Below are 15,987 nucleotides of genomic sequence, written 5' to 3' on the forward strand. Positions count from 1 at the left end.
CAGGTCGACCGACGCCGCAATTCGTTTTGTCCCGAAGATCAACCGCGGGCCAGCCGGCCCGCTCCAATGGAATTGACCAATGCCTGCGCCTAAATCTCTCCGTCACGGTCTTTTCACAGCCTGTGCAGCGATCGCTGTGCTGCAGGCCGGCAGCACCCTGGCGTTTGCCGCCAATGCGACGTTCTATGACGCGGCCCTGTGCAAGCCGCCTTATTCCCTGACCTCGTCGACCAAGATCTATGAGGCTGCCGAAAAGCTTGCCAAGCCCGATACGTCGTCCATGGGAGCGGCGATCTACAAGATCCCGCAGATCGGCCGCGACGGGTTTGAAAGCGACGAGGTGTTTTTCGCCAATGGTGCAGTCGGCGTCCTGATCAAGGGCCTGCGCGCCGATGAGCTCGCCGCGAAATACAAATTGAAGCGCGAGAAACCGGATCTGCTCGGCGCATCCAGCAAGGGCTATGCGCGGCCGCTTGCGAAGACGCTGCAGCCCCCGGCTGGCCTTGCCGGCCCGGGCAAGGTCTCCATCGTGGCGCGCGAAAGCGACGCCCTGCCCGGCAAGACCTTGCTGGCCTGTGAGTTTGTCGCGGATTGAAAGCCGCTAATTCATCGGGCTCGATCGATCCTGGCCCTGCGGGGCGCATGGATCGATCGGCCCGGCGGCCATAACGATGGCGCTTTCACACCACGATCAAACAGCTGATCTGCGTCAGGCGGTGCGGCGCGACTGCCAGTTCGCGTCCTCGCGCGCCATGACCGCGGCGAGTTCGCGCAATCCTTGCGTATCGGCATTGGTGCGGAAGCTCGCGACCAGCGCGTTGAGGCGCTGAATCTGGTCCGACAAGGCCGTGGCCGAAGCCGCGCTCTCCTCGGCGAGCGCCGCATTCTGCTGGGTCATCTCATCCATATGCGCCACGGTCTGGCTCATCTCGTCGATGCCGTTGGCCTGTTCGGCAGAAGCGGCCGAGATGTCGGAGACGGTGGAGGAGACCTTGCGCGAGGCCTCGACGATGCGCTCCAGCACCTCGCCGGCGGAGCGGACGAGGCCGACGCCCTGCGCGACCTCAGCCCCCGATTCGGTGATCAGGGCGGTGATGTCCTTGGCCGCGGCCCCCGAGCGCTGCGCCAGGGTGCGGACCTCGGAGGCGACGACCGCAAAACCCTTGCCGGCGTCGCCGGCGCGGGCGGGAGGTCTTGCCGATTTTGATGAATTTTGAGTTAGGTTTGGCCTCGCAGCCGCGCAAAAGCGCTCAAATCAGCAATAAATCCGTGAAACCGGGCGAGCATCGACGACGCGCCCTGCCGCAACGGCAGCGATAGCGCGCAAGGGCGAGGCCGGGATGAAGCGGCGCAAGATCACGTCGCATTCGGACGGGATCGTCTGAATGCGAAAAACGTGATCGCTTCTAAAAGTTCAGAGCATTGCTCTTGCGACGCGGACATGAAAAGGGCGGAAGCACGAAGCCTCCGCCCACAGGAACGCGCAGCCCCAAGGGGTCAGGCGCTGCACGCAACCGCTTGCTTGGCGACCGGTCCGGCCTTCATGGCGGGAGCCTTCGCCTGAGCCTGCCGAACGCCTTCCGCGCGCCGCGCCGAGGCGACGCCCGAGCGCGCGCCGGAACGGGCGGCGAGAATGGTCGAGGGATCGTCGAGCCAGGACGTGGCGAGCGCGCCTTCGACATCGGAGCGGACGAGGCCGATATCCTTGAGGCCGCGCTCATCCAGCTCCGTCAGGCGCAAAACCTCGCGGCGATGGAGGATCGCTTTCGTGAGCGACGTTACACCGGCAAACCCTCGCGCACCGATGCGCGTGACGACACCCAAAACGGACGCGAACGGCTTCGTGGCAATGGTCATGATCAGCATAACGACCTCCTAAGGGTCCAAAACGACGGGGATCCCCAGGCCCCACCCGGACGCACCGCTGGCAAGACCTCGAGACTGACCAAAGGATAGCTTTCCGCTGGTCATAAGCCAAACGAATGCTTATGATGCTTCACAGCACGGATATTGATGATCCAGTTTGGGGGCCGCCATGGCGCATGTTCTCGACGCCGACCAGCTCAAGACCTTCGTCGCCATCGCCGATACAGGCTCCTTCACCCGCGCCGCCGAGATCGTATTCAAGACGCAATCGGCCGTCTCCATGCAGATGAAGCGGCTCGAGGAGCGCGTCGGCCGGCCGCTCTTCGGGCGCGACGGCCGCCATGCCAAGCTGACCGAGGATGGTGAGCGCCTGCTCGACTATGCCCGCAGGATCGTGCGGCTGAACCTCGAATGCGTCGCGAGCTTCACCGATGCCGACCTCAAGGGCCGCATCCGGCTCGGCGTGCCCGACGACTATGCCGACCGCTATTTGCCCGAGATTCTCGCCCGCTTCGCCCGCTCCAACCCACGCGCCGAGGTCACCGTCGTCTGCGAGCCGACGCCGATGCTGGCCGAGCGGATCGCTACCGGCGACATCGACCTCGCCATCATCACCCATGTCGAGAGTCGCGGCCAGGGCGAGATCATCCGCATCGAGCCGCTGCTCTGGGTAACCTCTGCGCGCCATGGCGTGCATGAGGAGGATCCGCTGCCACTGGCGCTCGGCCGCCCGACCTGCAACTGGCGCCAAGCCGCCGTCGAGGCGCTGGAAACCAAGGGCCGGCGCTTCCGCGTGCTTTATGCGAGCTGGAATTCGACGGCGGTGGGCGCGGCGGTGATCGCAGGGCTCGCCGTCTCGGTCCTGCCGGAAAGCGCGGTCAGGCCCGGCATGCGCATCCTGGGCCCGACGGATGGCTATGCGACGCTGCCATCCTGCAAGATCGGCCTGCTGCGCACACGCTTTGACCCCTCGGTTTTGTCCAATGCGCTAGCCGAGCACATCATCCAGAGCCTCGACAATCTGCAGAGCTTCAAGACAGCGGCGGAATGAGCGGTTGGGAACGGCTAGAGCAGGATGCGAAAAAGTGGGAACCGGTTTTTCGCAATCGATCCTGCTCTAACTCTTGGATGAGAGACGGATTCAGATTTCAGACGGGGTCACTTTGTGACTCCGTCTGAAATCATCCGGCTCATGCCTCCATGCAGCGGCTCAGGCCGGCGCAGCCGCCAGGACGTTCGAGACCAATTGCATGATCCTGTTGAAGGCGTCGGTAAAATTGGTGAATCCAGCGATGGCGGCGACGCAGATCAGCGCCGCGAGCAGGCCGTATTCGATCGCCGTCGCGCCCGCCTCGTCACGGACAAGTCTAGCGAAGCTGGCGCGCATCCGTTCCATCGCCCCAATCTAGCCGGTGAAACCGGCCAATTCCTTAACGGGTCGCGCCAAAAACCGCCAAAACCAGGGCGGTTCGACCCGTTATAGTTTCAACTCGGTAAACAGCGGCGCAATCTCGCCGGCCCATTCCCGCTGGAAACGCAGGGCAAGGCTCTGCGCGAGAGTCCGGTCCTGATTCAGGATGGCGTCGAGCGGCGCGAGGAAACCCGTTTCGTCCCGCCCCGCTCCATCCAGCCGCGCCCGCCGGGCGAGACCGCCGCGCGCCAGCGCCAATACATCCCGCGCCAGATCGTGCAGCGAGCGGCCGCCGATGCGCGCTTCGAGGCCGGCTTTCGGCACCGCATCGCGCAGCGCCTGGCGCTCCTCCGCGCTCCAGCCCTTGACCAGATCCCAGGCCGCATCCAGCGCAACCTGGTCGTAGAGCAGGCCGACCCAGAAGGCCGGCAGGGCATTCAGCATCTCGGGCGGCCCGGCATCGGCGCCGCGCATCTCAAGGAAGCGCTTGAGCCTGACCTCGGGGAACAACGTCGAGAGATGGTTCGCCCAGTCGGAGATCGTGGCGCGCTCGCCCGGCAGTTGCGCAAGCTTGCCGGCAAGCAGGTCGCGGAAGGAGGCACCGGCGACGTCATGATAGACCGCGCCGCGCTTGACGAAATACATGGGAACATCGAGAGCCCAGTCGACATAGCCCTCATAGGACATGCCCTCGTCGAAGGCGAAGGCAAGCATGCCGGAGCGCGCCTTGTCGGTATCGAGCCAGATTTCCGAACGCTCCGACTGGCGGCCGTTGAGCTTGCCCTCGGTGAAGGGCGAGGCTGCGAACAACGCGGTGGCCAGCGGCTGCAGGGCGAGCGAGACCCTGAGCTTCCTGACCATATCGGCCTCGGTCGCGAAATCGAGGTTCACCTGCACGGTGCAGGTGCGGAACATCATGTCGAGGCCGCGCGTGCCGACCTTGGGCATGTAGTTCGCCATGATCTTGTAGCGGCCCTTGGGCATCACCGGCGTCTGGGCGCGCGTCCAGAGCGGCGAGTGGCCGAGCGCGACGAAGCCGATGCCATGGGGCGCGGCGACCGCCTTGACGTCGGCGAGATGGCAGGCAAGCTCATCGGCGGTATCGTGCAGCGTCTCGACCGGCGCGCCCGAGAGCTCGAACTGGCCGCCGGGTTCCAACGAAATCGCGCCGCCGCCTTCGGGACCGGCAAGGCCGATGATATGGCCGTCATCGACGATCGGCTCCCAGCCGAGCCTCTCCTGCATGCCTTCCAGCAGATGGCGGATACCGCCCCGGCCGTCGCGCCCCTCATAGGGCACGGGCGAGAGGTCATGCGCATAGAACGGGAACTTCTCATGCTCCGTCCCGATCCTGAACGCGGAGGCCGGCTTCTCGCCGGCAGCGATCCAGGAGATCAATTCGTCCTTGGAACCGATCGGGGTCGAATCGGACACATCGCGAGCCATGGGCGCTCCGGCAGAGTAAGGCATGCAGCCATGCAGCCGCCCGCGCGTTTCGGCGTGGGCGGATCAGGCTCGGGAGCGCCAGACATAGGCGAGCCTCAAGCGCTCGACAACGACCCCCGTCGCGCATTGATGCAAGAGTGATCCCCGCGCCAACGCAAGGCGGCATGGCACGCGCCACCGTTGGTGGGCGATCGCTAGATGGGAATGCTCGACGGCTAGGCAGCTCCGCGCATCGCCGGCTGCCAGCCCGGCGAGAGGGCAACGCCATCGAGACGGGTCTCGGAGGCCAGCCAATCGACGACCGCGGCAAGCCCTGCCGCCTGTCCGCCCGCCCTCCCCCGAGCCTCTTCGAAGACCGCGAGCTGGACATCGGCGCTGGTGCCGTTCGCCGCCAACGTGCGGCAATGCGCGAGCTCGGCCCTGCAGTCGAGCGCGGCGGCATCATCCGCCAGATCGCCGAGCAGCTCGTCGATCAGGCCCGGTACCGGACGCATGGTCCTACTCTGGGCACAGATCAGCCCGCCATGGATGCCGTAGCGCTGCGCCCGCCAGATATTCTCCGCGGCAATGGCGCGCGCCGCCGGCGTGAGCTCTGCATTCAGTCCGCGATGGTGCTGCAGATGGCGGATCAGGCAGCGATAGAGCGCGGCGATGGCGAGCGTATCATCGAGCCTCGTGCAGCTGTCGGCGATGCGCAATTCAAGCGTCGGGTGCTTGTCGGAGGGCCGGATCGCCCACCAGATATAGCTCGCATCCTTGATCGCACCGGCTGCGACCAGGGTCTCGACATAGCTTCGGTAGTCGGCCGCATCGGTGAAGAGCTCGGGCAGGCCGGTGCGCGGCAATTCGGCATAGGCCGAGAGCCTGTAACCCATCAAGCCGGTGCGCTGCCCCTGCCAGAAGGGCGACGAGGTCGACAGCGCCAGGAGCAGCGGCAGGAACGGCAGGATGCGCACCATCAGCCGGATGCGCTCGTCCTCATCTTCGATCTCGACATGGACATGGAGGCCACAGAGCTGGTTGCGGCTGCCGAGCATCTGCAGGTCGCGCATGATCTGGTCGTAACGCGTGGCCTCGGTCGCGCGCTGGCGCGACCAGACGGCGCTGGGATGCGTGCCGCAGGCCAGCAGCAGCATCTCATGTTCGAGCGCGAGCCCCGCCAGCCCCTTCCGCAAGGTCGAGAGCGAATGCCGCGCCTGCGCCATCGATTCGCAGATCGGCGTCGCGACCTCGATCTGCGATTGCAGCATTTCGCGCTGCACCTCATCGGGAAAGGCGTGCTGGACCGCGGCGAAGAACTTCGGAGACACCTTGCGGGCAATCCCGCGGCTACCGGCATCGGACAGGAAATATTCTTCTTCGATGCCGAAGCGGTTGGCTTCGTTCATGGCGTCATCCTCGTCGGGCAAAAGGCTACAGGCCGTGCGGAGGGGTGGGCTTGCGCCATCGCGCTCGCAGCAAGAATCGCGCGCCCCTCGGCAGGAATCGCGCCACAGCCTGGCTGCCAATGAGTCGGGAATACGGCTCCCTTCGCACAATCGCGAAAACGCCCGACACGCCCTGGCGTTCCCGATCGCCTGCAGCGCCAGCGCGTTTTTGAGCGAAGCGGTTACCGGTTCGCGTGAAGAAAACGCGTTAAAACAATGCTCTAGCCGCGCGGCCAGTCGCCCAAAACCGCCTGAACCAGCGCCAGAGCCGCCACAGCGGCCGTATCGGCGCGTAGGATGCGCGGCCCAAGCGAGATTCTGAGCGTTTTCGGTCGCGCCAGGATGCGCGCGCGCTCGGCCTCGTCGAAGCCGCCTTCAGGGCCGATCAGCACGGCAAGCGGGCCAGGCGCAGCGCCAGCCAGCGCCTTGAGCGGGCTCTCCTGGGCCATCGCCTCGTCGCAGAAGATCAGGAGTCTTTCGGGCTCGAGCGCCTCGAGAGCAGCCTCCAACCCGCATTCGCCCCGAATCTCGGGCAATGACAGGATGCCGCATTGCTCGGCCGCCTCGACCGCATTGGCGCGCAGCCGATCGAGATTGAGCCGCGACACCTGCGTCCTGCGGGTCAGAACCGGCTGCAGCAGGCCCGCCCCCATCTCGACGGCCTTCTGCGCGATATAGTCGAGCCGCGCATGCTTCAGCGGGGCGAACAGGTAATGCAGATCGGGGGCTTCCGGCTGCGGGCGCGTCTGCCGGACCAGGCCGAGGCTTGCCTGCTTGCGCCCTTCCGCCGTCAGCGCCGCGAGCCATTCGCCGTCGCGGCCGTTGAACACGATGACGCTGTCGTCGCTCTTCAGACGCAGCACGTTGAGCAGGTAATTCGCCTGTTCGCGCGCCAGCGGCAGGCGCGTGCCAATGGCGAGATCCTCGGCGACATAAAGCCGGTAGCGGGCGAAATCGGGGGTGGACATCGGCGCGGTCATCTCCTGTCACCCGCCGCCGCGCTGCCGAACCAGCGCGAAAACCGCCACAATCCAGGCGTAACGGCAAGTGGACTCGCATGGGCGCTTGGCGCTAACACGGTGAGGCTGTTATGAACATTCCGGAGCGGAAACGCTCCCAGCATGAACAATTCGGAGCAAGACATATGCGGCGCATGATGACTTCGAGCAAGATCGCTTCGGGAGTGATCGCGACGCTCGGTCTGGCGGCGGTATCGTTGCTTGATGCCGCGCCTGCCGCCGCGCAGGCTTCCGGCTGCGAGCAGATCCAGAAGCTGCTGGCGGAGCGTCAGTCGATCGTGGCCTCGCTGAACTCGTCCTCGAAATCCAAGCAGAAGCTCACCCCGGCGCAGGCCTGCAGCACGCTCGGCCGCCTGGTCGGGAATGGCAATGCGGCGCTGAAATTCGCCAGTGCGAACCAGGACTGGTGCCAGATTCCGGCCAACTTCGTCGATGGCCTGAAGGCCGACAACGACAGGGCCGCCGGCATCCGCAACAATGCCTGCAACGCGGTCAAGCAGCAGGCGGCGATGCAGAAGCGCGCCCAGCACCAAGCCCAGCAACAGCAGGGCGGCGGCAGCCCGTTCGGCGGCGCCGATTCGATCACCGGCGGATCGCTGCGGATTCCCCAGGGCGCGCTCTGACCACCTCGTAACCCTCGGTCCCGACCCGGCACGGCCCATTGTTTCGACGGCAGATATGGTTTCGACGACGGATACGGTTTCGACGACTGATGTTCCGCTTCCCGACGCCTTGACGGGCCATTGGGTCGATACGCGCGCGCCGCGACGTTTCAGGCCCTATCTCAAGCTCGCGCGGATCGAGCGGCCGATCGGCTGGCAGCTTCTGCTTCTGCCCTGCTGGTGGTCGGCGGGCCTCGCGGCGATAGCCGACGGGCAGGCCTTCCCCAATCCCTGGCACTGCCTGCTGTTCCTGATCGGCGCCGTGGTGATGCGCGCCGCCGGTTCGACCTTCAACGACATCGTCGACCGCAAGCTCGACGCGCAGGTGGCACGGACACGCGGCAGGCCGCTCCCCTCCGGCCAGATCTCGGTGAAGGCGGCGGCGCTGTTCATGGTCGGGCTCTCGCTTGTCGGCCTGCTCGTGCTGCTCCAGTTCAACCGCTTCACGATTCTGACCGGCATCGCCTCGCTGGCGATCGTCGCGATCTACCCTTTCATGAAGCGCATCACCCAGATGCCGCAATTCGTGCTCGGCCTGGCCTTCTCCTGGGGCGCGCTTCTCGGCTGGAGCGCGGTCTTCGGGCGGCTCGATCCGCCAGCCTATCTGGTCTATGCGGCGGCGATCCTCTGGACCATCGGCTACGACACGATCTACGCGCTGCAGGACATCGAGGACGACATCATCGCCGGCATCAAGTCGAGCGCACGCTATTTCGGGCGATATGGCCGGGAGGCGATCGGAGCCTGCTTCGGGTTCGCCGTGCTGCTGATCGCTGTCGCGACCTGGATGGTCGGCGGCGGCGTCTTCGCCTGGCTCGGCGTCGCGGGCTTCGCGGCTCATCTTGGCTGGCAGGTTTCGCAGATCAGCGGCGTGACGCCGATGCTGGCGCTGCGCCTGTTCCGCTCGAACTGGCACGCCGGACTGCTGCTGTCCGCCGGCTTCACGCTCGATGCGCTGATTCGGTTCGGACTTTTGTGACCGACACCGGCCTGTCCCTGCGAGAGGTCACAGCCGCATCCGTCCGCGCGATCTGCGCATTGAAGGTTGCCGACAGCCAGAGCGGGTATGTCGCGGCCAATGCGGTCTCGATCGCCCAGGCGTATTTCCAACCGACCGCGGCGTTCAAAGCGGCCTATGCGGACGAGGCACCCGTCGGCTTCATCATGTGGCGCCCGGATTCCCGCGATCCCGATCGCGTCATGATCTTATGGCGCTTCATGATCGACCGGGACCATCAGAGCAAAGGCTACGGCAAAGCGGCGCTCAATCTGTGGCTGCAGCAGCGTCGCGAGGACGGTATCCAACTGGTGACGACGAGCGTCGTCCTTGGACCTGCAAGCCCGCTGAACTTCTATCGCGCGATCGGCTTCGACCTGACCGGCGAAATCCGGCCGAACGGTGAAAGCGTGCTTCAGCTTTCGCTGTAGACGCGCCAAACGCCCGGCCGGCCTTCAATCCGTCAGGCGCTCGCCGGCAACGACGACCGGGCGCTCGCTGAGACGGCCGGTCTTGCGCCGCACCAGGAAGCGCGGCCGGCGACCGTTGAGGAAGGAATGACGCCGCCTGATCCGCACCGAGCCGAGCGCGAGCCGGCCGAGTTGCGGATAGGGCTCCGAGATCACCCCGTCGCTGGTCTCGATCAGCAGGGGCAGGCCGCTGGCGCGGCCGCAATCGCGCCAGATCGCGACGACATCGTCCTGATCCAGGACGGCGACCGTGATCGAGCGGCCGTCACCGGCCGTCAGCGCCAGTTCGAAGCGCTCATCCTCGCGCCCGGTATTCGCCATGCGCATCGCGATGCCGCGCCATCCGGCGCCGCCGCGCAAGATCCTGACGGAGGCAATCCGTTCGATCCGCGGCGCGTCTGGCTGCGCCGGCATCGGGTTTTTCGGAACGGTGGTCGTGTGTGTCGGGCGGCCGGAGAGACCTGACGCAAAGCCGGTCTCTCCGGCAGCCGGCGTGACGCTGGCCATCGGTATAACGCCTCTCTATGTCCCTGCCGCTACGGAGCCCTCTATGCAGTCCGGGGCTCTCGTGCTTGCAGGTCGAGATTGCGTCCAAGCTCTCTCCGAGCGCTTAAGCGGTTGGGTTAAAGGAGCGTGTTTTTCGGCCTGGATGCCCCTGAATGGCCTGTTTCATGCATGATGATTGACGGAATCTTTCGGTGCGCGAGCGTATTTTCGGCTTGTGCCCGCTGGCTCCGCATTCGATATGGAAAGCATCATGAACAGGCCCCCGATGCCCATCGCCTCAGATCTCCTGCCGGCGGTTCGCGAAAGCTGCATCGAAGCGGGCAAGATTGCGCTCGCGCTATTTCGCCCCGGCGAGAAGACGGTGGCGCGGACCTGGTCGAAGAGCGGCGGCTCACCCGTCACCGAAGCCGACATCGGCGTCGACACCTTCCTGCGGATCCAGCTCTCGGTCCTGCTGCCCGACGCGGCATGGCTCTCCGAGGAAACTGTCGACGATGCCCTGCGGCTGTCGCGTCGCTTCGTCTGGGTCGTCGATCCGATCGACGGCACGCGCGCCTTCATGAGTGGTTCGCCGGATTGGGCGGTCTGCGTCGCCCTGCTCGACGAGGGCGTGCCGATCCTGGGCGTGGTGCATGCACCGGCCTGCCAGGCAACCTATACCGCCATACGCGGCGCGGGCGCCTTCCTGAACGGCGCGGCGATCTCGGCTTCGCAAGTCGCGAGCCTGAAGGAGGCGCGCATCGCCGGCCCCAAGCCGATGCTCGACGCTCTGGCGCGGCTGGAGGCCTTCGAGCCGGCCGACAAGATTCCTTCGCTCGCGCTCAGACTGGCGCGGATCGCCGACGCCACGATCGATGCCGGACTGATCTCGCCCGACGCGCGCGATTGGGATCTCGCCGCAGCCGAGCTGATCCTGAGCGAGGCCGGCGGCCGCATGACAGGCAGTGAGGGTCAGCCCGCGATCTACAACCGCGAGACGCCGGTTCACGGCATGCTCGTCGCCAGCAGCGGCAGCCTGGCGGAGCCGCTGCTGCGCGCCCTGCAGCGCCTGCGCGACGGACAGCCGCAGCGCATCTGACTTTCAAGCAGTCTAGAGGCTGTTATGAACCATGGGGCCGTTTTGACCTCACCCGTAGGGCGCGGCGCTTTTGCTCGACTGCGGCGTCGTTCATCGTAGCAAACCGGAAGGTTTGCGTCCTCGAACTCCTGGCAGTCGCGCAAAATCGCCAGCGTCAAATCGGCCTCATGGATCGTAACAGCCTCTGCGGACCGGGAATTGCAGAACGCGGGGCGTTCGGCACTCGCGCCATCGAGGTGAATGGCTTATCTGGTGCCGCAATCGGACGAACATGGCTGGAGGGATCGATATGGAACCGGAACAGAAACAGCTTCTCCATCTCGTCTTCGGTGGCGAGCTGAGCTCGCTCGAAGGCATCACCTTCAAGGATCTCGCCAAGGTCGACATCGTCGGCGTGTTCCCGAACTACGCCAGCGCCCATGCCGCCTGGAAGGCGAAGGCGCAGGCGACCGTGGATCAGGCACAGACCCGTTATTTCATCGTTCATCTGCACCGCCTGCTCGATCCCGAGCCCGCCAAGCCCTGAATCTGCGAAGTCCTGAATCCGCTAAGTCCTGAACCGTCAGGCTGCGACAGGCGCGCTAGAGCCGGATGATTTCAGCTGGAATCACGAAGTGATCCCAGCTGAAATCTGGATCCTTCTCTCATCTAAGAGTGAGAGCCGGATGCGAAAAACCGGTTCCCGCTTTTTCGCATCCGGCTCTAGCGTCCACGGTCAGATCGCGGCCTCAATCTTCCCTTATCGGTTCAATCATCAGCAATGGGCTTTTCCCTTCTCAAGACACGCGCGGCGCAGGAGACGCTCGGCCGGCTCCTGGCCGGCTATCTCAAGCTCGTGCGCCGCACGAACCGGTTCGTCGTCGAGCCGGCCGACATCTATGAGAAGGTGCGCCCCGAACTGCCGCTGATCATTGCGATGTGGCACGGCCAGCACATCATGATCCCGTTCTCCCGGCCGGACTGGATGCCGGCCTGCTCCCTGGTCTCGCGTCATGGCGATGGCGGCTTCAATGCCGTCGCGTTGCGCCAGCTCGGTATCGGCGCAATCCGCGGTTCGGGCGCTCTGGGCAAGAAGATCCGGGAGAAGGGCGGCGCCAGCGCCTTCCTCGCCATGATGCGGCGGCTGGCTGCCGGCGAGACCATGGTGCTGACCGCCGACATTCCCAAGCGCGCCCGCATCGCCGGCCCCGGCATCATCGCCTTGGCGCGCGCATCGGGCCGGCCGATCCACCCGATCGCCGTCGTCACCAGCCGGCGCATCGATTTCAAGAGCTGGGACCGTGCCTCGATCGGCCTGCCCTTCGGGCGCGGCGCGATCGTCGTCGGCGAGGCGATCCGCGTCGAGCGGGAGGCGGATGAGGCGACCTGCGAGGCCGCGCGCCTCGCATTGGAAGCCGGGCTCGATGCCGTCCATGCCCGCGCCTATGCGCTGATTGGCGCGCGCGACCCCGGCGAAGGCCTGAGGCAAGTGCAGCCGGCCGCACGAGCGACCGCGGGCAAAGCAGCATGATCGGCAAGGGTTCCATCCTGCAGAGCTACCGCGTGATGAGCGCGCTGCTCGAGCCGGCGGCGGCCGGGCTGCTGCTCTGGCGGCGGCGGCGCGGCAAGGAAGACCCGACCCGCTTTGCCGAGCGGCGCGGCTATCCCGGCGTCCGGCGCCCGGACAAGACTCTGGTCTGGCTGCATGGCGCCAGCGTCGGCGAAACGGTGACGCTGCTGCCATTGGTCGAGAAGCTGAAGCGGCGCGGGCTCGCGGTGCTGGTGACCTCGGGCACGGTGACTTCGGCGAAACTGCTCGCCGCACGGCTGCCCGCCGGTGTCATCCATCAATATCTGCCGCTCGACGTGCCGCGCTATATGCGCCGCTTCCTCGACTATTGGCGGCCGGAGCTCGGCCTGATCTGCGAGTCCGAGATCTGGCCCAATCTGATGATCGAGGCGCGCAAGCGCGCGATCCCGCTGGTCCTGGTCAATGCGCGCATGTCGGAACGCTCCTTCAAGCGCTGGTACAAGCTGCCGCAGACCTCGCGCTATCTGCTCTCCTGCTTCGAATCCTGCCTCGCCCAGTCGCAAGGGGACGGCGAACGCCTGGCGCAGCTCGGCGCACCCCGGGTCAGCATCGCCGGCAACCTGAAATTCGACGTGCCCGCCCCGCCCGCCGATGCCGACACGCTGGCGATCCTCGACGGGTTGACCACCGGGCGGCCCGTCTGGATCGCGGCCAGCACCCATCCTGGCGAGGATGAGCAGGTGATCGCGGCCCATCTCGGCCTCAAGGCGCATCTGCCGAAGCTGCTCACCATCATCGCGCCGCGCCACCCGCAGCGGGGCGCCGAGATCGATGCGCTGGCGCAGGCCAATGGCATCGCCACAGTGCAGCGCTCGCAAGGCGGCATGCCGGAGCGCGATGTCGAACTCTACATCGCCGACACAGTCAACGAGCTCGGCCTGTTCTACCGACTCTCGCAAGTGGCCTTCATCGGCGGTTCGCTGACGCCTGTCGGCGGCCATAATCCGATCGAGCCGGCCAAGCTCGGCTGCGCCCTGCTGCACGGCCCGCATGTCCATAACGCCGCCGACGTCTTCGCCGCCTTCGACCGCGGCGGCGGCGCTCGCGAGGTCGCCGACACGCAGGCGCTGGCCGGGGCGGTGCATCGCTGGCTGAGCGACCCGGCCGCGGCCCGGCAAGCGGCGCGTGCGGCGGCCCAGACCAGTCACCAGCTCGGCGGAGCGCTCAACCGCACGATGCAGACGATCGAGCCTTTGCTGATGCGCGTCGTGATCGGCCAGCGCGAGACGGCCTCCTGATGCGCTCGCCGGAATTCTGGTGGCGGCCACGCCCCGGAGCGCCGGCGCGTCTGCTCCAACCGTTCGGCTGGCTCTATGGCGCGATCACGCGGCTGCGCATGCACAGGCGCGGCGTAAGTGCCGGCACCCCCGTGATCTGCGTCGGCAATTTCGTCGCTGGTGGCGCCGGCAAGACCCCGACCTCAATCGCATTGGCGGCGCTGCTGCGGAGCCTGGGCGAGACGCCCTTCATGCTGACGCGCGGCTATGGCGGCGCGCTTGCCGGGCCGATCGAGGTCGAGCCGCGCCACGGCCCCCGCGATGTCGGCGACGAGGCGCTGCTTCTGGCTGCTCAAGCACGCACGATCGTGGCGCGCGAGCGAGCCGCCGGCGCGGGCCTCGCCAAGCGGCTCGGCGCCAGCGTCATCGTCATGGATGACGGGCTGCAGAATCCCTCGCTCGCCAAGCATCTGAGGATCGCCGTGGTCGATGGCGCGAGCGGGGTCGGCAACGGCCTGTGCGTTCCCGCCGGGCCGTTGCGGGCGCCGCTCGCCAGCCAGTTCGCGGCGACCGACGCCATCCTCATGATCGGCGACGGAGCGGCCGGAGACGCCGTGGCGCTCGCGGCGCAAATGGCGGGCCTTGAGCTGTTGCGGGCCCGGCTCGAACCGTCGCGGGAGATGGCCTCGCGATTGGAGGGACATCCGTTCATCGCCGTCTCGGGCATCGGCCGGCCGGAGAAATTCGCCGCCACGCTGCTGGCGGCCAAGGCCAAGATCCTGTCGCAACGCGCCTTCGGCGATCATCATCCCTATAGTGCGGAGGATGTCTCCAGCCTGATCGCTGAGGCGCGGAGGCTGGGCTGCCTGATCGCGACGACCGAGAAGGATATGACCAAGCTCGGCCCGCTTTGGCCCGAGGCCGAGCGGGAGCGGCTCATCGTCGTGCCGGTCGCGCTCGTCTTCGAGGATCCGGCGCGCCTTGTGGGCCTGGTCAGGAGCGTGTTGGCCTCAGCCGCGGCCGGCGCGGCGCAGCCTTAACTGCACGGCCTCAGGCGAGACATAGGCTTCCTGCCATTCGACCGACCAGTAACGCAGATCGTCGAGACGGATCGGTGCCCCCGTGACCGCGCAGCGCACGAAGGCGCCGGGCCGCACGACGCGGAACTCGCCATGGCCGTAGTCGATGGCGGCCTCTGGTCCAGGCATCGGGGGACGTTCGCTGATATTCATCTCGAATGCATCGAAACCGTTGATCGGAAAACGGATTATCGAAATAATCCTGGCTCTGTGATAGCGTGCCCGTCGATGATGTCCAGCTTGATGCGTTTCCTCGATCACGTCGCCTTCCGACGCTTCCGTCCGAAGGCGCAGGACGTGATCGATTCTATACGTTCAGAGCATTACTCAAGCGACAAACCAGTCCCCAGTTTTTTGCGCAATGCCCTGGCAGCCCTGACCGGAGTTGCACTGCTTCTGCCTTCGGCCGCTTCGGCAGGCGGTTACGAGCATGTGCGCATTCCCAATGATGACGGACAGATCGACGCCGTGCTCTACAAGCCCGTGGGGCCGGGACCGTTTCCAGCCGTCGTGGCGCTGCATGGTTGCAACGGTTTATGGCGCGACAACGGCACATTGTCGCTGCGGCATTCCGATTGGGGCGAGCAGCTCGCGCAGGCCGGGCTGATGGTCCTGATGCCCGACAGCTACGGCTCACGCCGGCTCGGCTCGCAATGCGGCGTCAAGGACGTGACCGTGCGCGCGAGCCGGGAGCGCGTCGCGGATGCAGCCGCCGCGCGCCGCTGGCTGCAGACGCGCGAGGATGTCCGGCCAGACATGATCGCACTGATGGGCTGGTCGGGTGGCGGATCGGCCGTCCTGGCGGCGATCCGCAAGGATCGGCGGCCGGCCGACGGCAAGCCGGATTTCACCCGCGCCGTCGCCTTCTATCCGAGCTGCCGCCTGCAATCGGAATCGGCCAGCTTCGCCGCAAGGCTGCCGGTGCTGATCCTGGCGGGCGAAGCCGACGACTGGACACCGCCCGCCCCTTGCGACTTCCTGGCGAAAGCCGCGCAGGCTCGCGGCGAAAAGGTCGACCTCGTGGTCTATGCGGGCGCCGTGCACGATTTCGATCATCCGCGCCTCGAGGTGAAGGAGCGCTCCGACATCGCCTATTCGGCGACGGGGACGGGCAAGGCCATGGTCGGCACCAACCCTGCTGCGCGCGAGGATGCGCTCAAGCGCGTGAAGGCTTTCCTGAAGGGGCTCTGACCCCCCGAAAGCCCTGCACCCACGCACAATCGCGATAAAACAGATCG

The 15,987-nt window shown here is 66.2% G+C and carries 19 protein-coding genes; 11 read left to right on the forward strand and 8 right to left on the reverse strand.

All coding sequences use genetic code 11. From position 1 onward, the window contains the following. Positions 1-79 precede the first annotated feature (79 nt). Entirely contained in the window at positions 80-595 is a 516-nt protein-coding gene (locus RMR04_RS23490; RefSeq protein ID WP_311910904.1) for a hypothetical protein, read from the forward strand. Positions 596-709: 114 nt separating this feature from the next. Here RMR04_RS23490 and RMR04_RS23495 read toward each other — a convergent pair whose 3' ends face one another. Beyond that, the gene (locus RMR04_RS23495) at positions 710-1,129 is read right to left on the reverse strand and encodes a methyl-accepting chemotaxis protein (RefSeq protein ID WP_311915919.1); all 420 of its coding nucleotides are present in this window, start codon (positions 1,127-1,129) and stop codon (positions 710-712) included. Between the two features lie 368 nt (positions 1,130-1,497). Beyond that, positions 1,498-1,866, reverse strand: coding sequence for a YjiS-like domain-containing protein (locus RMR04_RS23500; RefSeq protein ID WP_311910905.1), 369 nt, complete (start codon positions 1,864-1,866; stop codon positions 1,498-1,500). Positions 1,867-2,035: 169 nt separating this feature from the next. Between RMR04_RS23500 and RMR04_RS23505 the strand changes: the two genes are divergently transcribed. After that, positions 2,036-2,917 carry a LysR substrate-binding domain-containing protein gene (locus RMR04_RS23505; RefSeq protein ID WP_069690118.1) on the forward strand — a complete coding sequence of 294 codons (882 nt, stop codon included), beginning with the start codon at positions 2,036-2,038 and terminating at the stop codon, positions 2,915-2,917. Positions 2,918-3,076: 159 nt separating this feature from the next. Here RMR04_RS23505 and RMR04_RS23510 read toward each other — a convergent pair whose 3' ends face one another. From RMR04_RS23510 to RMR04_RS23525, 4 genes are all read right to left on the reverse strand, one after another. Beyond that, on the reverse strand, positions 3,077-3,262 hold the full coding sequence (locus tag RMR04_RS23510; protein WP_410492149.1) for a Flp family type IVb pilin: 186 nt from the start codon (positions 3,260-3,262) through the stop codon (positions 3,077-3,079). Positions 3,263-3,343: 81 nt separating this feature from the next. Further along, a complete protein-coding gene (locus RMR04_RS23515) occupies positions 3,344-4,723 on the reverse strand; it encodes a glutamate--cysteine ligase (protein WP_311910907.1) in 1,380 nt (459 codons plus the stop codon). Between the two features lie 215 nt (positions 4,724-4,938). Continuing rightward, entirely contained in the window at positions 4,939-6,111 is a 1,173-nt protein-coding gene (locus RMR04_RS23520) for a carboxylate-amine ligase (protein ID WP_311910908.1), read from the reverse strand. Positions 6,112-6,371: 260 nt separating this feature from the next. Further along, positions 6,372-7,118: a 16S rRNA (uracil(1498)-N(3))-methyltransferase gene (locus RMR04_RS23525; RefSeq protein WP_311910909.1), complete on the reverse strand. Its 747-nt coding sequence runs from the start codon at positions 7,116-7,118 to the stop codon at positions 6,372-6,374. A 185-nt stretch (positions 7,119-7,303) separates the two neighbouring features. Here RMR04_RS23525 and RMR04_RS23530 point away from each other — a divergent pair, with 185 nt between their 5' ends. Genes RMR04_RS23530 through RMR04_RS23540 form a run of 3 tightly spaced genes read left to right on the forward strand, consistent with a single transcriptional unit; the run spans position 7,304 to position 9,259 of the window. Further along, positions 7,304-7,792, forward strand: coding sequence for a hypothetical protein (locus tag RMR04_RS23530; protein WP_311910911.1), 489 nt, complete (start codon positions 7,304-7,306; stop codon positions 7,790-7,792). A gap of 55 nt (positions 7,793-7,847) precedes the next feature. Then, entirely contained in the window at positions 7,848-8,810 is a 963-nt protein-coding gene (ubiA, locus tag RMR04_RS23535; protein ID WP_311910912.1) for a 4-hydroxybenzoate octaprenyltransferase, read from the forward strand. Continuing rightward, the gene (locus tag RMR04_RS23540) at positions 8,807-9,259 is read left to right on the forward strand and encodes a GNAT family N-acetyltransferase (RefSeq protein WP_311910913.1); all 453 of its coding nucleotides are present in this window, start codon (positions 8,807-8,809) and stop codon (positions 9,257-9,259) included. Before ubiA ends, RMR04_RS23540 begins: the two co-directional genes overlap by 4 nt. 24 nt (positions 9,260-9,283) lie before the next feature. Here the strand turns inward: RMR04_RS23540 and RMR04_RS23545 are convergent, their stop codons facing one another. After that, the gene (locus RMR04_RS23545) at positions 9,284-9,805 is read right to left on the reverse strand and encodes a DUF6101 family protein (RefSeq protein ID WP_311910914.1); all 522 of its coding nucleotides are present in this window, start codon (positions 9,803-9,805) and stop codon (positions 9,284-9,286) included. A 250-nt stretch (positions 9,806-10,055) separates the two neighbouring features. On the opposite strand from RMR04_RS23545, the gene RMR04_RS23550 reads away from it, so the two are divergent. From RMR04_RS23550 to lpxK, 5 genes are all read left to right on the forward strand, one after another. Next, the gene (locus tag RMR04_RS23550; RefSeq protein ID WP_311910916.1) at positions 10,056-10,883 is read left to right on the forward strand and encodes a 3'(2'),5'-bisphosphate nucleotidase CysQ; all 828 of its coding nucleotides are present in this window, start codon (positions 10,056-10,058) and stop codon (positions 10,881-10,883) included. A gap of 289 nt (positions 10,884-11,172) precedes the next feature. Continuing rightward, the gene (locus RMR04_RS23555) at positions 11,173-11,409 is read left to right on the forward strand and encodes a DUF4170 domain-containing protein (protein ID WP_311910917.1); all 237 of its coding nucleotides are present in this window, start codon (positions 11,173-11,175) and stop codon (positions 11,407-11,409) included. A 234-nt stretch (positions 11,410-11,643) separates the two neighbouring features. Further along, the gene (locus tag RMR04_RS23560) at positions 11,644-12,393 is read left to right on the forward strand and encodes a lysophospholipid acyltransferase family protein (protein WP_311910918.1); all 750 of its coding nucleotides are present in this window, start codon (positions 11,644-11,646) and stop codon (positions 12,391-12,393) included. Next, on the forward strand, positions 12,390-13,691 hold the full coding sequence (locus tag RMR04_RS23565) for a 3-deoxy-D-manno-octulosonic acid transferase (RefSeq protein WP_311910919.1): 1,302 nt from the start codon (positions 12,390-12,392) through the stop codon (positions 13,689-13,691). Before RMR04_RS23560 ends, RMR04_RS23565 begins: the two co-directional genes overlap by 4 nt. Next, positions 13,691-14,710: a tetraacyldisaccharide 4'-kinase gene (lpxK, locus tag RMR04_RS23570; RefSeq protein WP_311910920.1), complete on the forward strand. Its 1,020-nt coding sequence runs from the start codon at positions 13,691-13,693 to the stop codon at positions 14,708-14,710. Before RMR04_RS23565 ends, lpxK begins: the two co-directional genes overlap by 1 nt. On the opposite strand, the gene RMR04_RS23575 is transcribed toward lpxK, so the two are convergent. Then, positions 14,681-14,902 carry a DUF2093 domain-containing protein gene (locus RMR04_RS23575; RefSeq protein ID WP_311915921.1) on the reverse strand — a complete coding sequence of 74 codons (222 nt, stop codon included), beginning with the start codon at positions 14,900-14,902 and terminating at the stop codon, positions 14,681-14,683. The two genes, lpxK and RMR04_RS23575, sit on opposite strands and share 30 nt — an antisense overlap. 279 nt (positions 14,903-15,181) lie before the next feature. On the opposite strand from RMR04_RS23575, the gene RMR04_RS23580 reads away from it, so the two are divergent. Beyond that, positions 15,182-15,940 (forward strand): dienelactone hydrolase family protein, encoded by a 759-nt coding sequence (locus tag RMR04_RS23580; protein WP_311910921.1) that lies wholly within the window; start codon positions 15,182-15,184, stop codon positions 15,938-15,940. Positions 15,941-15,987 lie beyond the last annotated feature (47 nt).

The sequence above is a fragment of the Bosea sp. 685 genome, assembly GCF_031884435.1.
GTDB lineage: Bacteria > Pseudomonadota > Alphaproteobacteria > Rhizobiales > Beijerinckiaceae > Allobosea.

What these genes read in the sequence shown, in the direction of transcription:
- RMR04_RS23490 (WP_311910904.1), top strand. Translation starts at nt 80, where the DNA reads ATGCCTGCGCCTAAATCTCTCCGTCACGGTCTTTTCACAGCCTGTGCA.
- RMR04_RS23500 (WP_311910905.1), bottom strand. Translation starts at nt 1,866, where the DNA reads ATGCTGATCATGACCATTGCCACGAAGCCGTTCGCGTCCGTTTTGGGT.
- RMR04_RS23505 (WP_069690118.1), top strand. Translation starts at nt 2,036, where the DNA reads ATGGCGCATGTTCTCGACGCCGACCAGCTCAAGACCTTCGTCGCCATC.
- RMR04_RS23510 (WP_410492149.1), bottom strand. Translation starts at nt 3,262, where the DNA reads ATGGAACGGATGCGCGCCAGCTTCGCTAGACTTGTCCGTGACGAGGCG.
- RMR04_RS23515 (WP_311910907.1), bottom strand. Translation starts at nt 4,723, where the DNA reads ATGGCTCGCGATGTGTCCGATTCGACCCCGATCGGTTCCAAGGACGAA.
- RMR04_RS23520 (WP_311910908.1), bottom strand. Translation starts at nt 6,111, where the DNA reads ATGAACGAAGCCAACCGCTTCGGCATCGAAGAAGAATATTTCCTGTCC.
- RMR04_RS23525 (WP_311910909.1), bottom strand. Translation starts at nt 7,118, where the DNA reads ATGTCCACCCCCGATTTCGCCCGCTACCGGCTTTATGTCGCCGAGGAT.
- RMR04_RS23530 (WP_311910911.1), top strand. Translation starts at nt 7,304, where the DNA reads ATGATGACTTCGAGCAAGATCGCTTCGGGAGTGATCGCGACGCTCGGT.
- ubiA (WP_311910912.1), top strand. Translation starts at nt 7,848, where the DNA reads ATGGTTTCGACGACGGATACGGTTTCGACGACTGATGTTCCGCTTCCC.
- RMR04_RS23545 (WP_311910914.1), bottom strand. Translation starts at nt 9,805, where the DNA reads ATGGCCAGCGTCACGCCGGCTGCCGGAGAGACCGGCTTTGCGTCAGGT.
- RMR04_RS23550 (WP_311910916.1), top strand. Translation starts at nt 10,056, where the DNA reads ATGAACAGGCCCCCGATGCCCATCGCCTCAGATCTCCTGCCGGCGGTT.
- RMR04_RS23555 (WP_311910917.1), top strand. Translation starts at nt 11,173, where the DNA reads ATGGAACCGGAACAGAAACAGCTTCTCCATCTCGTCTTCGGTGGCGAG.
- RMR04_RS23560 (WP_311910918.1), top strand. Translation starts at nt 11,644, where the DNA reads ATGGGCTTTTCCCTTCTCAAGACACGCGCGGCGCAGGAGACGCTCGGC.
- RMR04_RS23565 (WP_311910919.1), top strand. Translation starts at nt 12,390, where the DNA reads ATGATCGGCAAGGGTTCCATCCTGCAGAGCTACCGCGTGATGAGCGCG.
- lpxK (WP_311910920.1), top strand. Translation starts at nt 13,691, where the DNA reads ATGCGCTCGCCGGAATTCTGGTGGCGGCCACGCCCCGGAGCGCCGGCG.
- RMR04_RS23575 (WP_311915921.1), bottom strand. Translation starts at nt 14,902, where the DNA reads ATGAATATCAGCGAACGTCCCCCGATGCCTGGACCAGAGGCCGCCATC.